Here is an 18,534-nt window from a genome sequence, read left to right on the forward strand (position 1 = left end):
GAACTTGTACTGAGTTTCGACTGCGCTCAACTACCGCGTAGCCGTAAAGCTTGCGGCATAGCTACGCTTCGGGCGCAGCCTCTCCAAGAGTTGTATTACGAATTACGAATTAGTAATTAGTTAATCTTAGTCGCCTCCTAAACAGAGGAATATAGATGACGAACCACACTATTTTAAAACCGTTACCAGAAGACCAATGGTTTATTGAGAGCCAAGAACTACGATCCTTTGTCGCAACAGTGCGGGAAATTAGCGCTAGCACTGTTGACGATCGCACCCAAACTCTCGCTAGACTAGAACCCTATTTTCAAGAACTGCTTGCTCAACAGGAATGGCTACCGAAAGAGTTTGCCCAAGTCAATCCCGAAAGCCGTATGGGTGGCGGTATTGGTCAGTGGCTGCTTTATCGTGCTAAAGACCGTTCCCTGTCAGTATTCAGTTTGGTGATTCCCCCAGGTTCAACGACTCCCGTCCACGATCATTTAGCTTGGGGATTGATTGGTTTATACAAGGGTAATCAAGAAGAAACAGTCTATCGCCGTGTAGATAGCGGTAATGACGAAGGACACGCACAATTACAAGTAACTGAAGTGCGTAGCCTTCAACCAGGGGATATCTACCGTCTCTTACCCCCAGATGGTGATATCCACGCCGTCAAAACCACATCTCAGAGTGCATCTGTATCCATTCATACCTTGGGTAATGATACTGGTTGCGTCTTGCGTCACCAGTTCATCCCAGCATCTCACAGCGTCAAATCCTTTCGCTCTGGATATTCCAACGCTCCCTGTAAAGAAGAGGAGGAAAAAGAACATGGCCAATTATATTAGACCAAAACCCCCAGTTTTCGAGCGAGTTGAAGACGAACGCCTGCACCGTAAGCAACGCCTCGCCGCTGCCTTTCGCCTGTTTGGTAAGTTTGGCTTCAGCGAGGGAATCGCAGGCCATATTACGGCTCGCGATCCTGAGTTTACAGACCATTTTTGGGTCAATCCATTCGGGGCATACTTCGGTCATATCCGAGTTTCTGACCTGATTCTAGTTAACAAAGAAGGTGAGGTGGTTAAAGGCGATGCTGAGGTAAATCAAGCTGCTTTCGCCATCCATTCTCAGATTCATGAAGCTCGACCTGATGTCATCGCAGCAGCTCACGCCCATTCACTTTATGGTAAAGCCTGGTCTAGTTTGGGGCGTCTTCTTGACCCCTTGACTCAAGATTCTTGTGCTTTTTACGAAGACCATGCCCTGTTTGACGATTTTACAGGTGTTGTTTTAGAAACTTCTGAAGGTCAGCGATTGGCGCAAACTTTGGGGCCAAAGAAAGCCATAATCCTACGTAACCATAGTATTTTAACTGTGGGACATACAGTCGATGAAGCTGCCTTCTGGTACATTAGCTTAGAGCGATCGTGCCAAGGTCAACTGTTGGCAGAAGCTGCGGGTAGACCTACTGCTATCAAACACGAAACAGCCCGTTTAACACAAACTCAAGTGGGGTCACATGTAAGTGGATGGTTCAGTTTCCAGCCCCTTTACGACCGGATTGTGCGCGAAGAACCCGATTTACTAAATTAGTACTGTGTTTTTTGGCATTGGGATAATAGGCGGGGAAGTATCAAGTTAACCCACTTCCCGCTATTGTGATGTCATTTATATCTACTAAATTATCTAATTTTATTTATATACTCCGGTAAACCTATAAGTTTATAGTATTGCTATAGTTCAGAGAAATCATTTTGATGATTAACCAAATCTTTCGCCGCTTAATTCCCAAGTGGATATTGTTGATAGAATTCAGGAATATCCCGTTTAACAACCAACAGAAATTATTCTTTTCTTTTCCTTTGCCAATAGTGGGGGCTTTTGTTACAGGTCTTTGTCTGAGCTTGCTATTTGCTGCTTGTTCATCGACACCGACTGTTAATGCACCTAATCTCAGTGCTACATCTCAGGGTAATTCTACTTCCAGTAAAGCAACAGTAGTCAGATTTGGCTATCAAAAAACGACCGTTTTGCTTAGAACTAAGGGTGTTTTAGAAAAGCGTTTAGCGCCAGAAGGTATCACTGTACAGTGGACTGAATTTCAAGCGGGGCCACAACTACTAGAAGCCATGAATGTGGGTAGTATTGACATTGGCCCTGTGGGAGAATCACCGCCAATATTTGCCCAAGCAGCGGGGACATCACTAACTTATGTTGTTGGTACTGCCGCTACTCCGGCTAGTTCAGCAATTCTTGTTCCTCAAAATTCACAAATTCAAAAAGTTACTGACTTGAAGGGCAAAAGAGTCGCTTTTCAAAAAGGATCTAGTGCCCACTTATTATTAGTCCAAGCTTTAGAAAAATCTGGATTGAAATATACAGATATTGAACCTAAATATTTGGCTCCGGCTGATGCCCGTGCTGCATTTGTAAAAGGGAGTGTAGATGCTTGGGTAATTTGGGACCCATTTTATGCAGCGGCTCAAGAGGCGACTAAAGCCAGAGTCCTAATTGATGGCACAGGAATTAATAAACAGGGAGGATATTATTTGATGACTCGCAAATTTGTCACTGAAAATCCTCAAACTGTCAAGGCAATACTGGAGGAAATTAAAAATCTTGAAGAATGGTCTAAACAGAATCGAGAAGAGGTAGCAAAAACTCTTGCACCTGTGTTAGGAATTGACTTGGAAACGATGAAAAAAGCAACTAACAGGCGGACTTTTGGGATTGTACCAATTGACGACAATTTGATAAATCTACAACAAGGTGTTGCAGATACATATTACAAATTGAAGTTAATTCCCAAAGAGGTAAATGTAAAGGATGCAATGTTGACAAAAGAAGAATATGCAGCATTTTCACCAAAAACTTAAACTAGTACAATAGACCTCTTGCAAAAATATATTTTTGCAAGAGGGGGAAAAGGGAAAAGGTTTTTTATTCCTTTTCCCTACAATGCCAAGAAGTACAATGAATCGGGTGTAAGTATGTTGGCAGAATAAAACCAAACGATACTAATAAAAATGAAATTGGTGTTAGCAATAAAACAACTGACAATTTTTGAATTTTGAATCCTGGAATTGATTATGACTAATCCTACAGAACTACTGCGATCGCGTTACGGTGAAATTCCCTTCAACCCCGAAATTGCATGGAATGATTCTTTAACAGCACTACTATCTCACCGTTCAATTCGGTCTTATCTAGCCGAGCCTTTACCACCGGAAACTCTGGAGTTGCTAATTGCAGCCGCCCAATCTGCATCTACTTCCTCGAATTTGCAAACCTGGAGTGTGGTAGCAGTCGAAGATCAACAGCGCAAAGAGGAGTTATCCAAGCTGGCGGGAAACCAAGCACATATTAAGCAGGTTCCTTTATTCTTGGTTTGGTTAGCAGATTTGGCGCGTCTAAGTCATGTTGCTGACAGTCGCGGCATATCTCATGATGCACTGGAATATTTGGAAATGTTTGTGATGGCGACAATTGATGCAACGTTAGCGGCGCAAAATGCAGCAGTTGCAGCTGAGTCACTTGGTTTAGGAACAGTATATATCGGTGGAATCAGGAACCGCCCACAAGAGGTAGCGGAGATTTTAAATTTGCCCTCCTCTGTGTATGCTGTATTTGGGCTGTGTGTAGGCTATCCAAATCCTGAAGTAGAAGCGGCAATTAAGCCAAGGTTGCCCCAGTCAGCTGTGCTGCATCGTGAAACCTATAAATTGGCAGAACAAGAAGAAGCGATCGCTCACTACAACGACATCATCAAAGAATTCTATACTGAACAAAAGATGAATGTTGCTGGCGATTGGTCAGAACACTCAGCCCAGCGCATCGCCACTGTAGAATCATTGAGAGGACGCGATCGCTTGCGTGAAGCTCTCAATAACCTTGGCTTCAAATTGCTGTAAACAAGAAAAATCAAGATTATGGATTTGCAACTCCGTGGCAAAGTCGCCTTAGTGACAGCTGCTAGTAAAGGTTTGGGCAAAGCTACAGCGAGGCAATTTGCCCGTGAGGGTGCAAAAGTTGTCATCTGCGCCCGCAGTGAGTTAATTGACAAAATTGCTGCGGAGATTGCAAGCGAAACAGGTACAGAAGTGCTATCTCTGCGTGCGGACGTTACTAGTCAAGAAGATATTGAACGAGTAATTAACGCCACAGTAGAAAAATTCGGCGGGTTGGATATCCTCGTTACCAACGCCGGAGGACCACCTGCTGGCACTTTTGATGATATTGATTTGGCAACTTGGGAAACTTCGCTCGATTTGACTTTGCTGAGTGCGGTACGTCTGGTAAAGTACGCTTTACCTCACTTACGCCAATCTACCGCACCAGCAATTCTGACCATCACCTCAACCTCAACTAAACAACCAGTCCAAAATCTGGTTTTATCTAATTCCATTCGATTAGCAGTGATTGGTTTAACGAAAACTCTCAGCCAAGAACTGGGTAGCGATAAAATTCGCGTCAACAGTATTCTACCAGGCTGGACATATACAGAACGGGTGGAAGAATTGATCGATGCCCGCATTGCTAAAAGTGGTGAAACGAAAGAAGCAGAAATTGCTAGAATCAATGGGACAGTCCCTTTGGGTCGTATGGGGACACCAGAAGAGTTTGCCAATGTTGCGGTATTTCTGAGTTCACCAGCAGCCTCATTTGTGAACGGAGTCATGCTGCAAGTAGATGGCGGAATTATTCAAAGCACATTTTGAGCGGCTCGATCCACCCCACCCCCGCCAAAGCTATGCTTTGTCTCCCCTCCCCGCAAGCCTACGGTGTACACACAAGTCGAAAAATTCTCTACAGTGAAACTGTCACGCCCACCCATATCCCGCCCAGAACTTCAGTTCTGGGCTGATAGCGAAACTCCACTGAAAGTGGACTAAATAATTAATTCAGTCCACTTTCAGTGGACTTGGGCTATGAGACTCGGAATTCATTCCGAGGCGGGATCAAAACACAGTGCGAGATTCATTAATAAAGAAAGATATAGACTTGTGTGTACACCGTAGCCCCGCAAGCGGGGAGGGGTTGGGGGTGGGGTGCGATGACTGTGGGAATCATAACTAAATTAGCCGGACTTGATATAAAAACTAACTTTGACTACTTTCATCATTTTTTCAAATGTTCTAAATAGACAGCAACCAATATCATAATGCTGTTACATCTTTGTTAAGAATAGTTACAAGTTCTTAACACAAGGAAATATCTCTTATGGAAGTCTCACTTGAAAAGAATGCACCACATCGGGTTGTTATCGTTGGTGGCGGCTTTGGTGGACTATATACAGCAAAAGCTTTGAAGAAAGCAAATGTAAATGTTACTCTCATTGATAAACGTAACTTTCACCTATTTCAGCCGCTTTTATATCAAGTTGCCACAGGTACGCTATCACCTGCTGATATTTCTGCACCATTGCGATCTGTATTCAGCAAAAGCAAGAATACAAAAGTGCTGTTGGGAGAGGTAAATGATATTGATCCAAAAGCGCAACAAGTTATTCTGGGTGATGAAGTAGTACCTTATGACACATTAATTGTCGCCACAGGTGTTAACCATTCCTATTTTGGTAAAGATAACTGGAAAGAATTTGCTCCTGGCTTGAAAACTGTTGAAGATGCTATAGAAATGCGTCGCCAGATATTTTCGGCATTTGAAGCAGCAGAAAAAGAAACCGATCCAGAAATTCGCCGTGCTTTGTTGACTTTTGTGATTGTCGGGGGTGGCTCTACCGGTGTAGAATTATCCGGCGCGATCGCAGAATTAGCATACCAAACTCTCACAGAAGATTTCCGCAGTATCAATACCTCAGAAGCGAGAATTTTACTATTGCAAGGTGGCGATCGCATCCTCCCACACATTTCACCAGAATTATCGAAAGTAGCAGCAGAATCTTTGCAAAAGTTGGGTGTGGCTGTCTATACCAACACCAGAGTGACAAATATTGAAGGTAACATCGTTACTTTCAAACAAGGCGATGAATTGACAGAAATTACCTCAAAAACTATCTTGTGGGCAGCAGGTGTTCAAGGTTCGCCGATGGGGAAAGCCCTAGCAAAAAGTACAGGTGTAGAGTGCGATCGCTCTGGACGTGTGATTGTAGAACCAGACTTGTCTATCAGGGGTTATAACAACATTTTTGTAGTGGGAGATTTAGGCAACTTTTCCCATCAAAATGGTAAACCCTTACCTGGTGTTGCACCTGTAGCCAAACAACAAGGAGAGTATGTAGCAAAACTCATTAAACGTAGGCTTAAAGGTGAGACTTTGCCAGAGTTTCGTTACAATGACGTAGGTACATTGGCAATGATTGGGCAAAATTTAGCTGTTGTAGATTTAGGCTTAGTCAAACTCAAAGGTTTCATTGCTTGGCTCTTTTGGCTAGTAATTCACATCTACTTCTTAATCGAGTTTGACACTAAAGTAGTAGTAGCAATTCAGTGGGGATGGAATTATATTACTCGTAATCGTCGCTCCAGATTGATTACAGGTCGAGATGGTTTTGTAGAAGGAAAAACTGTTAACAATAGGCTGAAAGAGCCTTCGGGGACACCTCTTTAACTTCAGGGTTCGCAACCGATAGTACTTGTATCGTGTCCTGCTAAAGACTTTAGGGGGCAGGAGGGCAGATGAGTAATGAGTAATGAGTAATGAGTAATGAGTAATGAGTAATGAGTAATGAGTAATGAGTTGGGGCAGGGGAGCAGGGGGAAAGAGGCTGTGTAGCAAACGCTGTGAACCCTTTAAATTATTTACTGTCGTAGCTGGCGATCGCCACAATCGTAGATAAGGGAACTTCTGCAAAATACTGTTGCTGAAATTGCTCTTCTCGGACAGCGGCTAAAAATCTTGCAACTGCTTCGTCAGCAAGGTTTTCTACACTATCGTTTGGATTCCAGGTAATTTGTAAAGAACGGTCTTGTCGTTGAACTGTGAACCCTAAGTATTTTAAGGCTTTGATGCCGACAAGTAAGGTTTGGTCGCTGATGCCGATTTTCTCTAAAAGTTGTCCGCGGGTAACTAGTTGATTTGTGCGACTGAGATATTTGGCAATTCCGACAAGAGTCAGCCAAATTTGATTAGGTGGTTGGTGCTTAGGTTTAGACCAAGCGATCGCTAATTGTTGCTGATTCTCAAGCCCAGACGTAGAGCGGCTACTCGCCAAACATCGCCGCAACCACATACGTAAATCATCCCAATTTGTGGGACAATCTTCAATAATCAGTGCTGAGTGCTGAGTTGCTGAGTGTTCCTGATTCCGTAAGTCTAGGATGAAGGGTGTTAGCGATAGCTGAGTGTTGAGTGCTGAATTAGCAGAAGAACGCACGGCAATCAATCTGATTTCATAACGTTTTTTGAAGGTGTTATAGTCTAGTTCTGCTATGCAATCACACCTTCCTATAGGCAATTCATCTTTGTAATGTCCCCACCATAAGCCAGGAAAAGCACTTCTGCTAGAATCATCTCGAATATCAAACTCAGCTTTAATGTACTGTACCTTTTTCCCTTGCCAATCCTGCTGATTACGATGCCAAGAATTTTCAAACCAGCAGTTTTGAATTAGCAATTTCGGAACAGGATTACCCATTCCACAAGGTTCTAAGAGTTTGAGTTCCAAAAATAACTCTTTCCCCAAATCTGCTACCGTTACCGTCAAGTCTGCTTGCACAGTTGGCGTTAGAGTTGTACTACCCAAAGATTGCCGCAACTGCTGATTAATCGCCGCTGTAAATAAAGGAATATTCTCCACCAACAAACTCAAACCCGCTGCAAAGGGATGTCCCCCAAAGCGATGTAACAAATGTGCTTGCTCTTTCACCAGTTGGTATAAATCGACAGAATTCACCGAACGAGCAGAACCCCTTGCAAGCAGAGGGGCGGAGGGGCGGAGGGGCAGAGGAGAAGAATTGCCCCCCTGCTCCCCTGCGCCTTCCGTACTCAACAAAATCGTCGGGCGTCCAGTTTCTTGTGCTATCTGTCCCGCAACTAAGCCCAATACACCCGCAGGCCATTGGGCATCTTCTAAGACAATAACGCTGGTGGTTGATAAATCTAATTGAGTAAGTTTTTGCGCCACTTGTGCTTGCACATCTTTTTGTAAAGATTTGCGGCGGGCGTTAGCGAGTTCTGTAACTTCGGCGAGTTCGTTACAACGTTTGACATCCCGACTAGTTAGTAATTCCACGCAGAAACTAGCATCACCTTGGATACGACTAACGGCGTTAATTCTTGGCCCCAAACCAAAAGAAATATCTGTGGGGCGATCGCCACTTTTCTGGCACAATTCTAATAATCGCCCCACCCCTGGCCGCCGCCGCGCTGCTGCTGGCTGTTTAAAATCTTCTTGTAGTCGTTGAATTCCCATCTGTGCCAAGTAACGGCAATCTCCACTTAACTGCACCAAATCGGCAATTAATCCAACTGCAACTAAATCTAATAAATCCTCTAACGGATATTTTGCAACATTGGGCAAGCTTTGATATAGTGCTTCCACCAACTTATAAGCTACCGCCACCCCAGAAAGATTAAATAACTGATGTTCTTTTGGAAAATAGCGAGGATTGATAATCGCTGCAACAGGTGGGCGTTCGGCTGGTAAGGTATGATGGTCTGTAACTATTACATCTATACCTAGCTGTTTAGCATAAATAATTTCTTCAACATTTGTGCTACCTGTATCGCAAGTAACAATTAATTTGCAACCTTCTTTTGCTAAGTTATCAATCCCTTGATTATTAAGTCCGTGGGATTCTTTCAGACGATTGGGAATGTAGTAAACTAACTGAGTATTTTGAGCAAAAAACTGCCCCAATCCATCCCAAAGTACAGATGTGGCGGTAATGCCATCAGCATCGAAGTCTCCCCAGATGGCAATCTTTTCTTTAGTATTATATGCTTGTTGCAACCGTGCGATCGCCAGATGCATTTCTTGCCCAAACTCAAAGGGACTTGCTGGTTGATAAACTTTATAGTTGATAAAAGCTGTTAATTGTTGACGATCTTTAATACCCCGTTGCCACAACAACTGCGCTGCATACAGTCCATTTGATGCAGGTGTATACTGTTTCACTGCTTGGATAAACCACTCTGGTGGTTGTTCAGTTGCTGTTATAGTCCACTGCTGTTGTTCTGGCATACAAACAAAGTTAGGATTTAGAAGTTAAAACTTTTAAAATCACAGAATTAAAAATATCTCCAGCAAGTCAAGCAATTAAAATCCTACGACTTAAATCTGATCGTATTATAAAACTTCTTCCTTTCTATTCCCTAGTCTCTACTCCCTGCCTCCACATTAGATTCAGGAATCAAATCGGGGGTTGCATATTTGCGGGATGATTTTACTATTTTTGTGGGGTGGGCATCTTGCCATTGGTGTCAACTTAACGCAAAAACTATGTCCCGCAAGGAACTTCAGTTCCAAGAATCAGAGCGAAAGTCATCTGAAGATGACTAGATATCCCCAAAAATATTCAGTCTACTTCAGTAGACTTTAACTATGAGCCAGAGAATAAATTCTCTGGCGGGTTATGAAGCCCGCAGCGAAGCTATTTCTAGCTTAAGTTGACACCAATGGCAGGATGCCCACCCCACAAGAATCATCCCTTAATTCAGCAACGCCTCAAATCGAATTGCTATAACTGCGAAGGTTCAGCAGAAGGGGGAATAATTTCAAGACCATATTTTGAAGCAGCAGCCAAAGCTTTTTCGATATCTGCGGGATTAACGCGAGGTAATTGCGTCCTTTCCGAGACTGGCACACCTACTTCCATAAAAAACTTCTCTAACCCTGCTGGTGTGAACCAGCAAAGTAATTTTGCTGGCTTTGTACTGATATTTGTAAACCTGTGGAGTTGACCTTTAGGAGAATGAAGGAAGGTTCCAGGAATTGCTAAGATAATCTGGTTATCAAGCTGAAATTCTAATTCTCCCTCTTGAATATAAAAAGCTTCATCTTCGTGACTATGAATGTGAGGAGGTGTACCGTTTTGTGGTTGAACAGCGATCTCAATTAGAGCATAAGCTTGACCAGTTTCTTCACCTACCGCTTTAAAGGTATACAAATCTCCAAGCACCCAATATGAAGAACCTTGTCCTGGTTGCTGTAATATTCCTTGTAAATTGACTGTCATAGCGATTTCCTTGTGGGATGTTTTTTAGGAATTAGATAATTTGTTGCTCACTAGTACCGCAAGGCGGGAGTCAAAAGTTGACCCTGAGCACAGTCGAAGGGTCAAAAAATCAACAAAAATATATTCCGAGCTTCTGGCGCAATTTTAAATAGTATGTTTATTTACGCCATGCTGTACTAGCTAGATTAACGAAGAATTACTAATTCATAATTTATGTATATTTTATCAAGTAATTCACTATACTTTTCCTTACTTTGTATGACTTTTTAGTTAATTATTAACTACTCAACTTAGCAGCACCAAAAGTAGCATTGAACTTGCGACACCAGATAGCAGCAGATTTGTAATCTGCTAAATTTATATTGTTAGGAATAGAATATGTTTGAGCGCCACTATATTTTTTTAAGGGAGCAAGAATGATATAGTCCCCATTTTTTAAAGAATAATTTGGCGGCTTCGTTGAACCAATTACATTATCTGAACGGTGCAAAATTACGACTAAATCCGGGCCTGATTCCGAGGTTTTAAACGATTCTCCAAGCTCTAGAAATGATTTACTGTCTTTGTTAAGAATACTGACTGTTCCTTGAGTTGTATGTTCTCCAGAAACAAAAGTACCTGACTTCTGAGATTGTACCGAAGGGGTTAAAGACTTTGCCGGAGTTGAAGATTTGGGAATAGATGTATTCACTGCGATCGCAACTTCTTTAGACTCATTATTTGATACTTCTCGGACACAACTAATCATGACAATAGAAGACAAAATTAGTATTAATAAATTTCTGATTTTCATAAACAACAATATAGGTTTTGAATTGAGATTTGAACTAATTATTGCTTATATAATTAGTCATAAAATTATGGATATCTAAGGATTAATCTCTAAAAAGCTGAGATTTTGTTTAAAAAGTTCTTATAGATTTCTCAGCAAAATCTAAACTTATCGCAAGTGGTTAGGTATAAATAAACACAATTGAATTATCAAAAACGTAACAGACTGAAGTCAACCAAGCATAATTTTCTAAAATTATTTAACTTTGCTTACAATGATACCGCTTATTTTTACTTATTTAATTCTTGTATAATTTTAAATTTAGTTAAGTAAAATTTCATAATTTTGTTGTATACAAATAGCAGATGTCTTTAGTAGAATCTTTCTATCAACTTAGAGTGTTCCAAAAAATAAATGAGCCAAAACCCATCATTGCGTTCGCTCGCAATGACAATTGGGTATTTTTTTACTTGGAGTACTCTTACACTTAACGATTAAAATCGCCGCTACCCAAATCAAACTTGCGGAAACAGGCTTCAAAACCCATGCAATAGGCATCCATGAGCAAAACCAGTGATGACGAAATGTTGTTGCACAAGCAAACTTGGCATCGTGAGCGGCAAATAATAGCACGTTTATCTTCTTTGAACTATCGAACTGGCGAACTGGGTAGCTATTTGCACAACATTGCTTGCGGAGTCAGCGAACTCATTGGAGTTGATTGGACAGTTGTTACCTTTTGCCAAGAGGGGTTTGAAACGGTTCTAGCCAGTACCCTTGAAATGGGCGAAGGCGAACATGTTTATTCACTACATGGTTTACTAACTGGTACTGTTATCAAAATGGGTCAATCATTAGCAGTAAAAGATGCTCAAAAACACCCAGAAGATGGACAGGCTCCAGAAGGTTATTGTGCATATTTAGGGATACCATTGCAGACTGCTGAAAGTGAAGTGATTGGTACTATCTGTTCTTTTAATCGTCTACCACGTGATTTTATAAAAGAAGACATCCAAATTGTGGAATTGTTTGCTGAAAGAGCTGCAACAGCTATTGATAATTATCATCTCTATCAACAACAGTGCAAATTTAATCATATTCTAGAAGCTTAAATGAAATTTTGATTCATATAAACGCCATATTTTGCCACTGATAATATTTTTTACTTTTGTTTTTATTTACAACTTGTGAGCTAAATCACACTAGTAACCTAAGCACCGAAATAAAATTCTATGTGTGCATAAAATATTACATATAAAATGATGGAATTACTTCAACTAATGTTGGTGTTAGGTACAGTCGTTGGTGTTACAGATGGGAACACAATTTTGGTTAAAGATAATGCAGGACAAACAACTATAGTCAAGTTAGCGTGTATTAATGCACCAGAGGCAACTGACAAGCGCTATGGTTTAGCAGCAACACAAAGGCTAAAACAGCTATTACCACCTCAAACTCCTGTCGTGATTAGAAGCACAGAACAAATTAAAAGTGGTCGTCCAGCGGGTGAAGTATTTGTAGATAATCGGTCAGTAAATTTACTTTTAGTAGAGTCAGGTAATGCCGTCGTTGACCAAGAATCTTTACAAAATTGCTATGAGAGCAAAACCCAATTTTTAATTGCAGAAGCTAATGCTAAAAATAAGCATTTGGGTTTGTGGCAACAATCAAAATTACAATTGAAGTTACATACCAAGTAAGCGCTGACACGATCAGTTATAATAAGCAGAAGCAATTTTAAAACAATACAGTTGAGAATGAGCAACAAAACCCTCATGTAGAGACGCTATAAATCGCGTCTTGAAAGACCAATTATCTACACCAATAACCCTTAACTAAATAGTATTAAATTTTAGGATTGCTGCACTTATTTGATTGTTGCATTTTTAATATCACCAATCAACTCATCAATCCTTGATTGAGTAGTGTTCCAAGAACACATAAAACGTACTCCTCCCACACCAATAAATGTATAAAACTGCCAGTTTTTGGCTTTTAAGCTGTGAATGACTTCTTCAGGTAATTTCACAAATACGGCGTTGGCTTCTCTAGGAAACATCAAGTCAACACCTTCTATGTTTAATAATTGATTTTCTAAGTATTCAGCACATTGATTGGCATGTCTGGCATTTTTTAACCAAGCACCAGTTTCTAACAAACCCAACCAAGGAGCCGAAATAAATCGCATTTTTGAAGCTAGCTGGCCTGCTTGCTTGCATCGATAATCAAAATCTTCTGCTAGCGCTTTATTGAAGAAAAGAATGGCTTCACCTAATGCCATTCCATTCTTAGTACCACAAAAACACAATACATCCACTCCACTTTTCCAAGTAATTTCAGCAGGGCTTTTATTCATAGCGGCAACTGCATTTGCAAAACGAGCGCCATCCATGTGAATCTTTAAGTTATATTTGTTTGCAACTTCTTTAATACTTAAAAGTTCTTCAATAGAATATAAAGTTCCTAATTCAGTTGATTGTGTAATGCTAATAACTTTAGGTTTGGGATAATGAATGTCAGTACGTTTAGTAACAATCGACTCTATAGACTCTGATGTTAATTTGCCATTTTTACCGTGAGCAAGTAGCAGTTTAGAGCCATTAGATGCAAATTCAGGTGCGCCACATTCGTCTGTTTCTATGTGAGATGTCTCATGACAAATGACGCTGTGATATGACTGGCAAAGAGCAGCTAAAGATAAAGAATTTGCAGCTGTGCCGTTAAAGGTAAAAAATACTTCACAATCAATTTCAAAGAGTTCCCGAAAATAATCTGCCGCTTTTTGAGTCCATTCATCATTTCCATAAGCTGGAACACTACCTTGATTTGCCCTAATCATATATTCCAGTGCTTCAGGACAAATACCAGAGGAATTATCACTTGCAAACTGCTCTAATTGGCTACTCATAATTTCTACTTTGATTTTTAACAGTATTTTTTACAATACTAGTAAATAATTTTTGACTTTGCCAATTCTCAGATTGGCGGATAATGCTATTAACCTCTACAATTATCTAATAATTGTGATTAGCCATACTTCATCATTTATGAAAAACAGGTTTTTGGCTTACATAAAAATTTGGAAGTCTGGATTTTTTGATTTTTACAACTTAAACCTGATTTTTATATCTTGTATCAACCTACTTAATTAGCTTTTTTTGCTGTAAGTTTTCTCTGAATTAGTTATAACCTTAAGTAGTATAGTAATACTATTAAATGACTTTGCTTATGTCTACAGAAAACTGGAATCTTATTTTCACGTTACTGAGATGTTTAATTACTACGGTGTTTTCGTCAACCTTGCGTTGAGCGTATTTGGAGACGTTAAACATCGCAAATAACTAAATATTATGCTAAAAAAATAAAGTTTGTTAATCAGAATGCTAATTATGTACTTATAATATACTATACAATAATAATTTCCTACCAAGTAAGTATGAAATCATTATTGGGCATATTTGTCCATTGTTAGTTCTCAGTGGTCATTTGTTTATTTTCTACTGACTAATGACCAATGACCAGTGACCAATGACTAATAACTAATGACTGAACCATTGATTGAACTGAAAGGTGTTTCTAAGTCCTTTGGTAGCAATAAAGTTCTAGATAATGTAGACTTGACCATTTACCGGGGAGAAGCACTGGGAATTATTGGGCCATCAGGGACTGGGAAATCAACTATCTTACGAGTAATAGCGGGGTTACTTAGTCCTGATGAAGGAGAAATTTATGTGCAAGGAGAGCGGCGAGACGGTTTGATTGAGGATGGTGGCCAGCAGGTTGGCATTGGTATGGTGTTTCAGCAGGCGGCCCTATTTGATTCGCTGACAGTGGAGGAAAATGTGGGATTTTTACTTTATCAAAATTCAAAGCTGCCGCGATCGCGCATCCGAGATTTGGTAGAAGAAAAATTGGAGATGGTAGGTTTGCCAGCAATAGGCCACCTCTACCCAGCCGAACTTTCCGGGGGAATGCGCAAACGGGTAAGTTTTGCCCGGGCGATTATGTCTAACCCTGATAATCCCAGTGAAGGGCCAGAAGTTTTACTATACGACGAACCAACAGCCGGACTCGATCCCATTGCCTCAACAGTCATCGAAGATTTAATCCGCCACTTGCAATGTTTACATGGAGTTTGTAGTACTTATGCTGTTGTTACTCACCAGGACAGCACTATCCGCCGTACATCTGATAGACTTATATTTCTCTATGAAGGTAAAGTGCAGTGGCAAGGTACAGTTAGTGAAATATACAACACAGAACATCCCTTGATCAGACAATTTATCAGTGGAAGTGTTAAAGGCCTGATTAAAGTCGCTAGGTTAAAAACTTAAAAGTGAGGAGTGAGGAGTTAAATTTAACTACTAACTCCTAATTTTTAACACCTAATTGATTATTGGTTGTTGGTGGAGGCAAAAAAATGCGAGGTCTTATGACAAGCCGCTTCGCGTCTGGGCGAACATTTAGAGAAGGTTCTGTGGGGTTATTACTCCTGCTAGGACTAGGGGTATTTGGATTACTCTTTCTGTGGTTAAATAGATTCACCGCTGCTGGCCGTTCATACAAAATTATTGTAGAATTTGCTAACGCTGGCGGAATGCAAAAGGGAGCAGCAGTTCGCTATCGTGGTGTTAAAGTAGGAACTATTTCCCATGTTCGACCAGGTGCGAATGCCATTGATGTAGAGATTGAAATTGCCCAAACTGACCTCATTATTCCCCGTAATGTTGTAGTGGAAGCTAATCAAAGCGGATTAATTAGCGAAAGTATTATCGATATCACGCCAAGAACAACCTTGCCTGCTGGGGTTGTTGCTAAACCCCTAGATAAAAGTTGTGATACCAGCCTCATAGTCTGTAATGGCTCTCGCTTAAAAGGTCAGGTTGGCATCAGTGTTGATGCCCTAATTCGTAGTTCAACTGAGCTAGCTGGCGCATACAACGATCCAAAATTTTATAGAAATGTCAATAGGGTTCTAGAAACTACCACAGGCGCAGCATCCAGTTTTAGTGAGCTAAGTCAGGATTTACAAGGTTTGACCAAAAGCTTACAACTACAACTTAATACATTTTCCGCTACGGCTAATTCAGTGCAACGGGCGACAAACCAACTTAATGCATCTGCAAATCAAACAGTAAATAAATTCGGTGCAACTGCAACTCAAGCAAATCGGTTGCTAAACAACCTGGATAATTTGTTGACAACAAATCGTTCGACGCTGGTTGGTGCGTTGAACAATATCACCGAAACCAGCAACCAATTGCGTGTTACAGTCAGTAGTTTATCACCATCTGTCAATCGATTGACTCAAGGAGAATTACTCAACAATTTAGAAACGCTTTCAGCAAATGCAGCCCAAGCCTCAGCTAATTTACGTGATGCTTCTAAAACCTTAAACGATCCAAAGAATGCGGTGTTGCTGCAACAAACTTTAGATTCAGCACGAGTAACCTTTGAAAATACCCAAAAAATTACATCTGATTTAGATGAATTGACAGGCGATCCTAATTTCCGTAAAAATCTGCGGCAATTGGTGAATGGTTTAAGTGGTTTAGTATCTTCTACACAACAGATGCAGCAACAAGTGCAAGTTGCTACTACTATAGATTCGGTAAAAGCTGCTGTGAGCAAACCAAAGAATCTAATTCCTATCCCAGCACCAACCCAACAGGCGATGTTTAATGACAAGTCGCTACCAGTCTACGAAAATAATCCCTCAGCGGCTAATTTTGCAAGTACCGATACCGACTTTCAACCAAGTCCTAGTCCGTCTATCCCGAACTCATCCCAAGAAAACCTTTTGAAGCAGCTGCGGGAATATGGCAAGCAACGGGAGCAACTGGAGACGGAGAAAGAGGCAATACAGCTTGACCCTTCAGCTTCGCTTACTGCTGACCCTGAGCAAAGCCAAACTGTTGAAAATTTTAAGTAAGATATTTTACTGTCAGGTGAATGTGTTGAAGCTCATCGACACCACTCGCTATAACCTTGAAAGGTGTGGATTGTTTGCATAGTATAGTTTTCAGGCTGCAAAACCCATTGCTTAGTCATAGAGCAGATTTAAAGGAAAGTGAGATACACAAGCTAAGTCTGTTACCCAGATATAAAGCGTGTTTTACTCCAATATACTTGGGTTAAAGGTTACGGACTTGCGTGAAAATAAAGTACCAATAAACCGAGTTTCGACTGCGCTCAACTCTCGACATCTGAGGGTTGAGCGCAGCGATGCACTGAGCGCAGTCGAAGTGTCGAAACCCTCCTGGCTGGGACACTATTAACCTGCAGATCCCTTATTGGTGTAGATAATTGGTCTTTCAAGACGCGATAAATCGCGTCTCTACATCTGGGTTTTGTTGCTCATTCTGGACTGTATTGTGTTTTACTCCTGAATTCTGCTGTATCTTCCACAATTCAAATAAGTTTGCTCCCATTAATAACAGCACCCGCTTTTAAGAACGAATTAACATTGGGTCATAAATTTGAGACTCTTGAACCCCATAATTACACAGAATAGACCTAGCTATATCTTGCTCATGATCTGTGCCGCTAACGATAAGTATGTAATTGCCTTGCTCTATTTGCTCATTATAAAATCGTGCCCACTCATCTGCTATTCCTAACCTCATAGCGTCAAAGCGTTCACTTAAATTCATGCCTGTTGACCCAACCAATTGAGAAAAGTCTTTGCAAATTAAGGAAATTTGGTTTACTGAAAAACCTGCGATACACATATTTTTAATTGCCGCTTCAGCATTATCTATGCTATTAAAGCAACTAACACTATACTTAGACATCATCCCACTTTTATTAGGAATGGCAGTAGCAGAAGTTGTTGTGGTCAAATAATTTGTAGTTTCAGATTCACTGTTGAGATGCTCGTAAATACCAAACTCTTCAATACCCCAACGCTGTAGTATTTCTTGTACTTTAGCAATTTCAAAAGATGTACAATCTACGATTATTAAATAGTGTCCATCCTCTACTCGCTCGTTATATGCTCTAGCTTGCTCTGACGACATTCCCCAACCAACTAATGCACCAGCAAAAGTCCCAGTGGCAGCACCAATACTTGCCCCAACAAGGGTTGTAACCAAAGCAGTTGCCGCTGCCCCAGCCAGCATTATGGGGCCAACTCCAGGGATTGCTAAAGTCCCAAGACCCACTAATAAACCAGTTAATCCACCAACAGCTCCCCCTGAAAGTCCTCCTACTGTTGCACCTTCGTCAGCTTTATCACCAGTGCCCTCTGTCACTTCATTACTGGCAATCTCATGATTGCGATCTGAATTTTGCACAAGTATAGATACTTTCTCCATCGCCAAGCCAGAATCTCTCAACTCATGTATTGCCCGCTCTGCATCTATCCGATGAGTAAATACGCCTACAGCACGTTGATATTGACTTAAAACCATAATTACTCCTTGCTCGCAGGGGAAAGATTAATCACTGACAAAGTTGATTCTTCAGTACTTGTTATATTAAATACGAGTTGGTTCAACTCAAAACTATCCTTAGTAATAAAATACATTCTCTCGCTCATGAGGTAAGCAATAATACCCTCAACGGTGCAAGTCAAAAAGTGAATACACCAAGATGGAAGATCCCTAACTGATTTAGTGAGTGACACGGGACAGCACCAACTAC

General features: G+C 40.8%; 14 protein-coding genes and 1 pseudogene. 10 read left to right on the forward strand and 5 right to left on the reverse strand.

Features of this window, described 5'->3' with window-relative positions; translation table 11 throughout:
* The first annotated feature begins 155 nt into the window (after positions 1 to 155).
* From QUD05_RS11125 to QUD05_RS11150, 6 genes are all read left to right on the forward strand, one after another.
* Positions 156 to 830 carry a cysteine dioxygenase family protein gene (locus tag QUD05_RS11125; RefSeq protein WP_289796092.1) on the forward strand — a complete coding sequence of 225 codons (675 nt, stop codon included), beginning with the start codon at positions 156 to 158 and terminating at the stop codon, positions 828 to 830.
* Positions 814 to 1,575 (forward strand): class II aldolase/adducin family protein, encoded by a 762-nt coding sequence (locus QUD05_RS11130; RefSeq protein WP_289796093.1) that lies wholly within the window; start codon positions 814 to 816, stop codon positions 1,573 to 1,575. The genes QUD05_RS11125 and QUD05_RS11130 overlap by 17 nt, the downstream gene beginning before the upstream one ends.
* A 164-nt stretch (positions 1,576 to 1,739) precedes the next feature.
* Complete coding sequence (locus QUD05_RS11135) at positions 1,740 to 2,858, forward strand: sulfonate ABC transporter substrate-binding protein (RefSeq protein WP_289796094.1); 1,119 nt, start codon at positions 1,740 to 1,742, stop codon at positions 2,856 to 2,858.
* A 213-nt stretch (positions 2,859 to 3,071) separates the two neighbouring features.
* Positions 3,072 to 3,893 carry an NADPH-dependent oxidoreductase gene (locus QUD05_RS11140; RefSeq protein ID WP_289796095.1) on the forward strand — a complete coding sequence of 274 codons (822 nt, stop codon included), beginning with the start codon at positions 3,072 to 3,074 and terminating at the stop codon, positions 3,891 to 3,893.
* An 18-nt stretch (positions 3,894 to 3,911) separates the two neighbouring features.
* Positions 3,912 to 4,700, forward strand: coding sequence for an SDR family oxidoreductase (locus tag QUD05_RS11145; RefSeq protein WP_289796096.1), 789 nt, complete (start codon positions 3,912 to 3,914; stop codon positions 4,698 to 4,700).
* Between the two features lie 502 nt (positions 4,701 to 5,202).
* Positions 5,203 to 6,549 (forward strand): NAD(P)/FAD-dependent oxidoreductase, encoded by a 1,347-nt coding sequence (locus QUD05_RS11150; protein ID WP_289796097.1) that lies wholly within the window; start codon positions 5,203 to 5,205, stop codon positions 6,547 to 6,549.
* Positions 6,550 to 6,736: 187 nt separating this feature from the next.
* Here QUD05_RS11150 and recJ read toward each other — a convergent pair whose 3' ends face one another.
* From recJ to QUD05_RS11165, 3 genes are all read right to left on the reverse strand, one after another.
* Complete coding sequence (gene recJ / locus QUD05_RS11155; protein WP_289796098.1) at positions 6,737 to 9,124, reverse strand: single-stranded-DNA-specific exonuclease RecJ; 2,388 nt, start codon at positions 9,122 to 9,124, stop codon at positions 6,737 to 6,739.
* A 496-nt stretch (positions 9,125 to 9,620) separates the two neighbouring features.
* Positions 9,621 to 10,118: a quercetin 2,3-dioxygenase gene (locus tag QUD05_RS11160; RefSeq protein ID WP_289796099.1), complete on the reverse strand. Its 498-nt coding sequence runs from the start codon at positions 10,116 to 10,118 to the stop codon at positions 9,621 to 9,623.
* A gap of 277 nt (positions 10,119 to 10,395) precedes the next feature.
* Positions 10,396 to 10,911, reverse strand: coding sequence for a DM13 domain-containing protein (locus QUD05_RS11165; protein WP_289796100.1), 516 nt, complete (start codon positions 10,909 to 10,911; stop codon positions 10,396 to 10,398).
* A gap of 539 nt (positions 10,912 to 11,450) precedes the next feature.
* Here QUD05_RS11165 and QUD05_RS11170 point away from each other — a divergent pair.
* Together QUD05_RS11170 and QUD05_RS11175 are read left to right on the forward strand one after the other, a co-directional pair.
* A pseudogene (locus QUD05_RS11170) lies at positions 11,451 to 11,999 on the forward strand (GAF domain-containing protein); the annotation flags it as partial.
* A 150-nt stretch (positions 12,000 to 12,149) separates the two neighbouring features.
* Positions 12,150 to 12,590: a thermonuclease family protein gene (locus tag QUD05_RS11175; RefSeq protein ID WP_289796101.1), complete on the forward strand. Its 441-nt coding sequence runs from the start codon at positions 12,150 to 12,152 to the stop codon at positions 12,588 to 12,590.
* A gap of 167 nt (positions 12,591 to 12,757) precedes the next feature.
* Here the strand turns inward: QUD05_RS11175 and QUD05_RS11180 are convergent, their stop codons facing one another.
* Positions 12,758 to 13,798 (reverse strand): threonine aldolase family protein, encoded by a 1,041-nt coding sequence (locus QUD05_RS11180; protein ID WP_289796102.1) that lies wholly within the window; start codon positions 13,796 to 13,798, stop codon positions 12,758 to 12,760.
* Positions 13,799 to 14,432: 634 nt separating this feature from the next.
* Here QUD05_RS11180 and QUD05_RS11185 point away from each other — a divergent pair.
* Entirely contained in the window at positions 14,433 to 15,224 is a 792-nt protein-coding gene (locus QUD05_RS11185) for an ABC transporter ATP-binding protein (RefSeq protein WP_289796103.1), read from the forward strand.
* Between the two features lie 86 nt (positions 15,225 to 15,310).
* Positions 15,311 to 16,822 carry an MlaD family protein gene (locus QUD05_RS11190; protein WP_289796104.1) on the forward strand — a complete coding sequence of 504 codons (1,512 nt, stop codon included), beginning with the start codon at positions 15,311 to 15,313 and terminating at the stop codon, positions 16,820 to 16,822.
* 517 nt (positions 16,823 to 17,339) lie between these two features.
* On the opposite strand, the gene QUD05_RS11195 is transcribed toward QUD05_RS11190, so the two are convergent.
* On the reverse strand, positions 17,340 to 18,302 hold the full coding sequence (locus tag QUD05_RS11195; RefSeq protein WP_289796105.1) for a general stress protein: 963 nt from the start codon (positions 18,300 to 18,302) through the stop codon (positions 17,340 to 17,342).
* Between the last annotated feature and the right edge of the window lie 232 nt (positions 18,303 to 18,534).

This window comes from Nostoc sp. GT001, from assembly GCF_030382115.1.
Taxonomy (GTDB): domain Bacteria; phylum Cyanobacteriota; class Cyanobacteriia; order Cyanobacteriales; family Nostocaceae; genus Nostoc.

Excerpts from the sequence above, each read along its gene's own strand:
- QUD05_RS11140 (WP_289796095.1), top strand. The coding sequence starts at position 3,072 with ATGACTAATCCTACAGAACTACTGCGATCGCGTTACGGTGAAATTCCC.
- QUD05_RS11180 (WP_289796102.1), bottom strand. The coding sequence starts at position 13,798 with ATGAGTAGCCAATTAGAGCAGTTTGCAAGTGATAATTCCTCTGGTATT.
- QUD05_RS11195 (WP_289796105.1), bottom strand. The coding sequence starts at position 18,302 with ATGGTTTTAAGTCAATATCAACGTGCTGTAGGCGTATTTACTCATCGG.
- QUD05_RS11130 (WP_289796093.1), top strand. The coding sequence starts at position 814 with ATGGCCAATTATATTAGACCAAAACCCCCAGTTTTCGAGCGAGTTGAA.
- QUD05_RS11125 (WP_289796092.1), top strand. The coding sequence starts at position 156 with ATGACGAACCACACTATTTTAAAACCGTTACCAGAAGACCAATGGTTT.
- QUD05_RS11175 (WP_289796101.1), top strand. The coding sequence starts at position 12,150 with ATGATGGAATTACTTCAACTAATGTTGGTGTTAGGTACAGTCGTTGGT.
- QUD05_RS11185 (WP_289796103.1), top strand. The coding sequence starts at position 14,433 with ATGACTGAACCATTGATTGAACTGAAAGGTGTTTCTAAGTCCTTTGGT.
- QUD05_RS11135 (WP_289796094.1), top strand. The coding sequence starts at position 1,740 with ATGATTAACCAAATCTTTCGCCGCTTAATTCCCAAGTGGATATTGTTG.
- QUD05_RS11190 (WP_289796104.1), top strand. The coding sequence starts at position 15,311 with ATGCGAGGTCTTATGACAAGCCGCTTCGCGTCTGGGCGAACATTTAGA.
- QUD05_RS11145 (WP_289796096.1), top strand. The coding sequence starts at position 3,912 with ATGGATTTGCAACTCCGTGGCAAAGTCGCCTTAGTGACAGCTGCTAGT.
- QUD05_RS11160 (WP_289796099.1), bottom strand. The coding sequence starts at position 10,118 with ATGACAGTCAATTTACAAGGAATATTACAGCAACCAGGACAAGGTTCT.
- QUD05_RS11165 (WP_289796100.1), bottom strand. The coding sequence starts at position 10,911 with ATGAAAATCAGAAATTTATTAATACTAATTTTGTCTTCTATTGTCATG.
- recJ (WP_289796098.1), bottom strand. The coding sequence starts at position 9,124 with ATGCCAGAACAACAGCAGTGGACTATAACAGCAACTGAACAACCACCA.
- QUD05_RS11150 (WP_289796097.1), top strand. The coding sequence starts at position 5,203 with ATGGAAGTCTCACTTGAAAAGAATGCACCACATCGGGTTGTTATCGTT.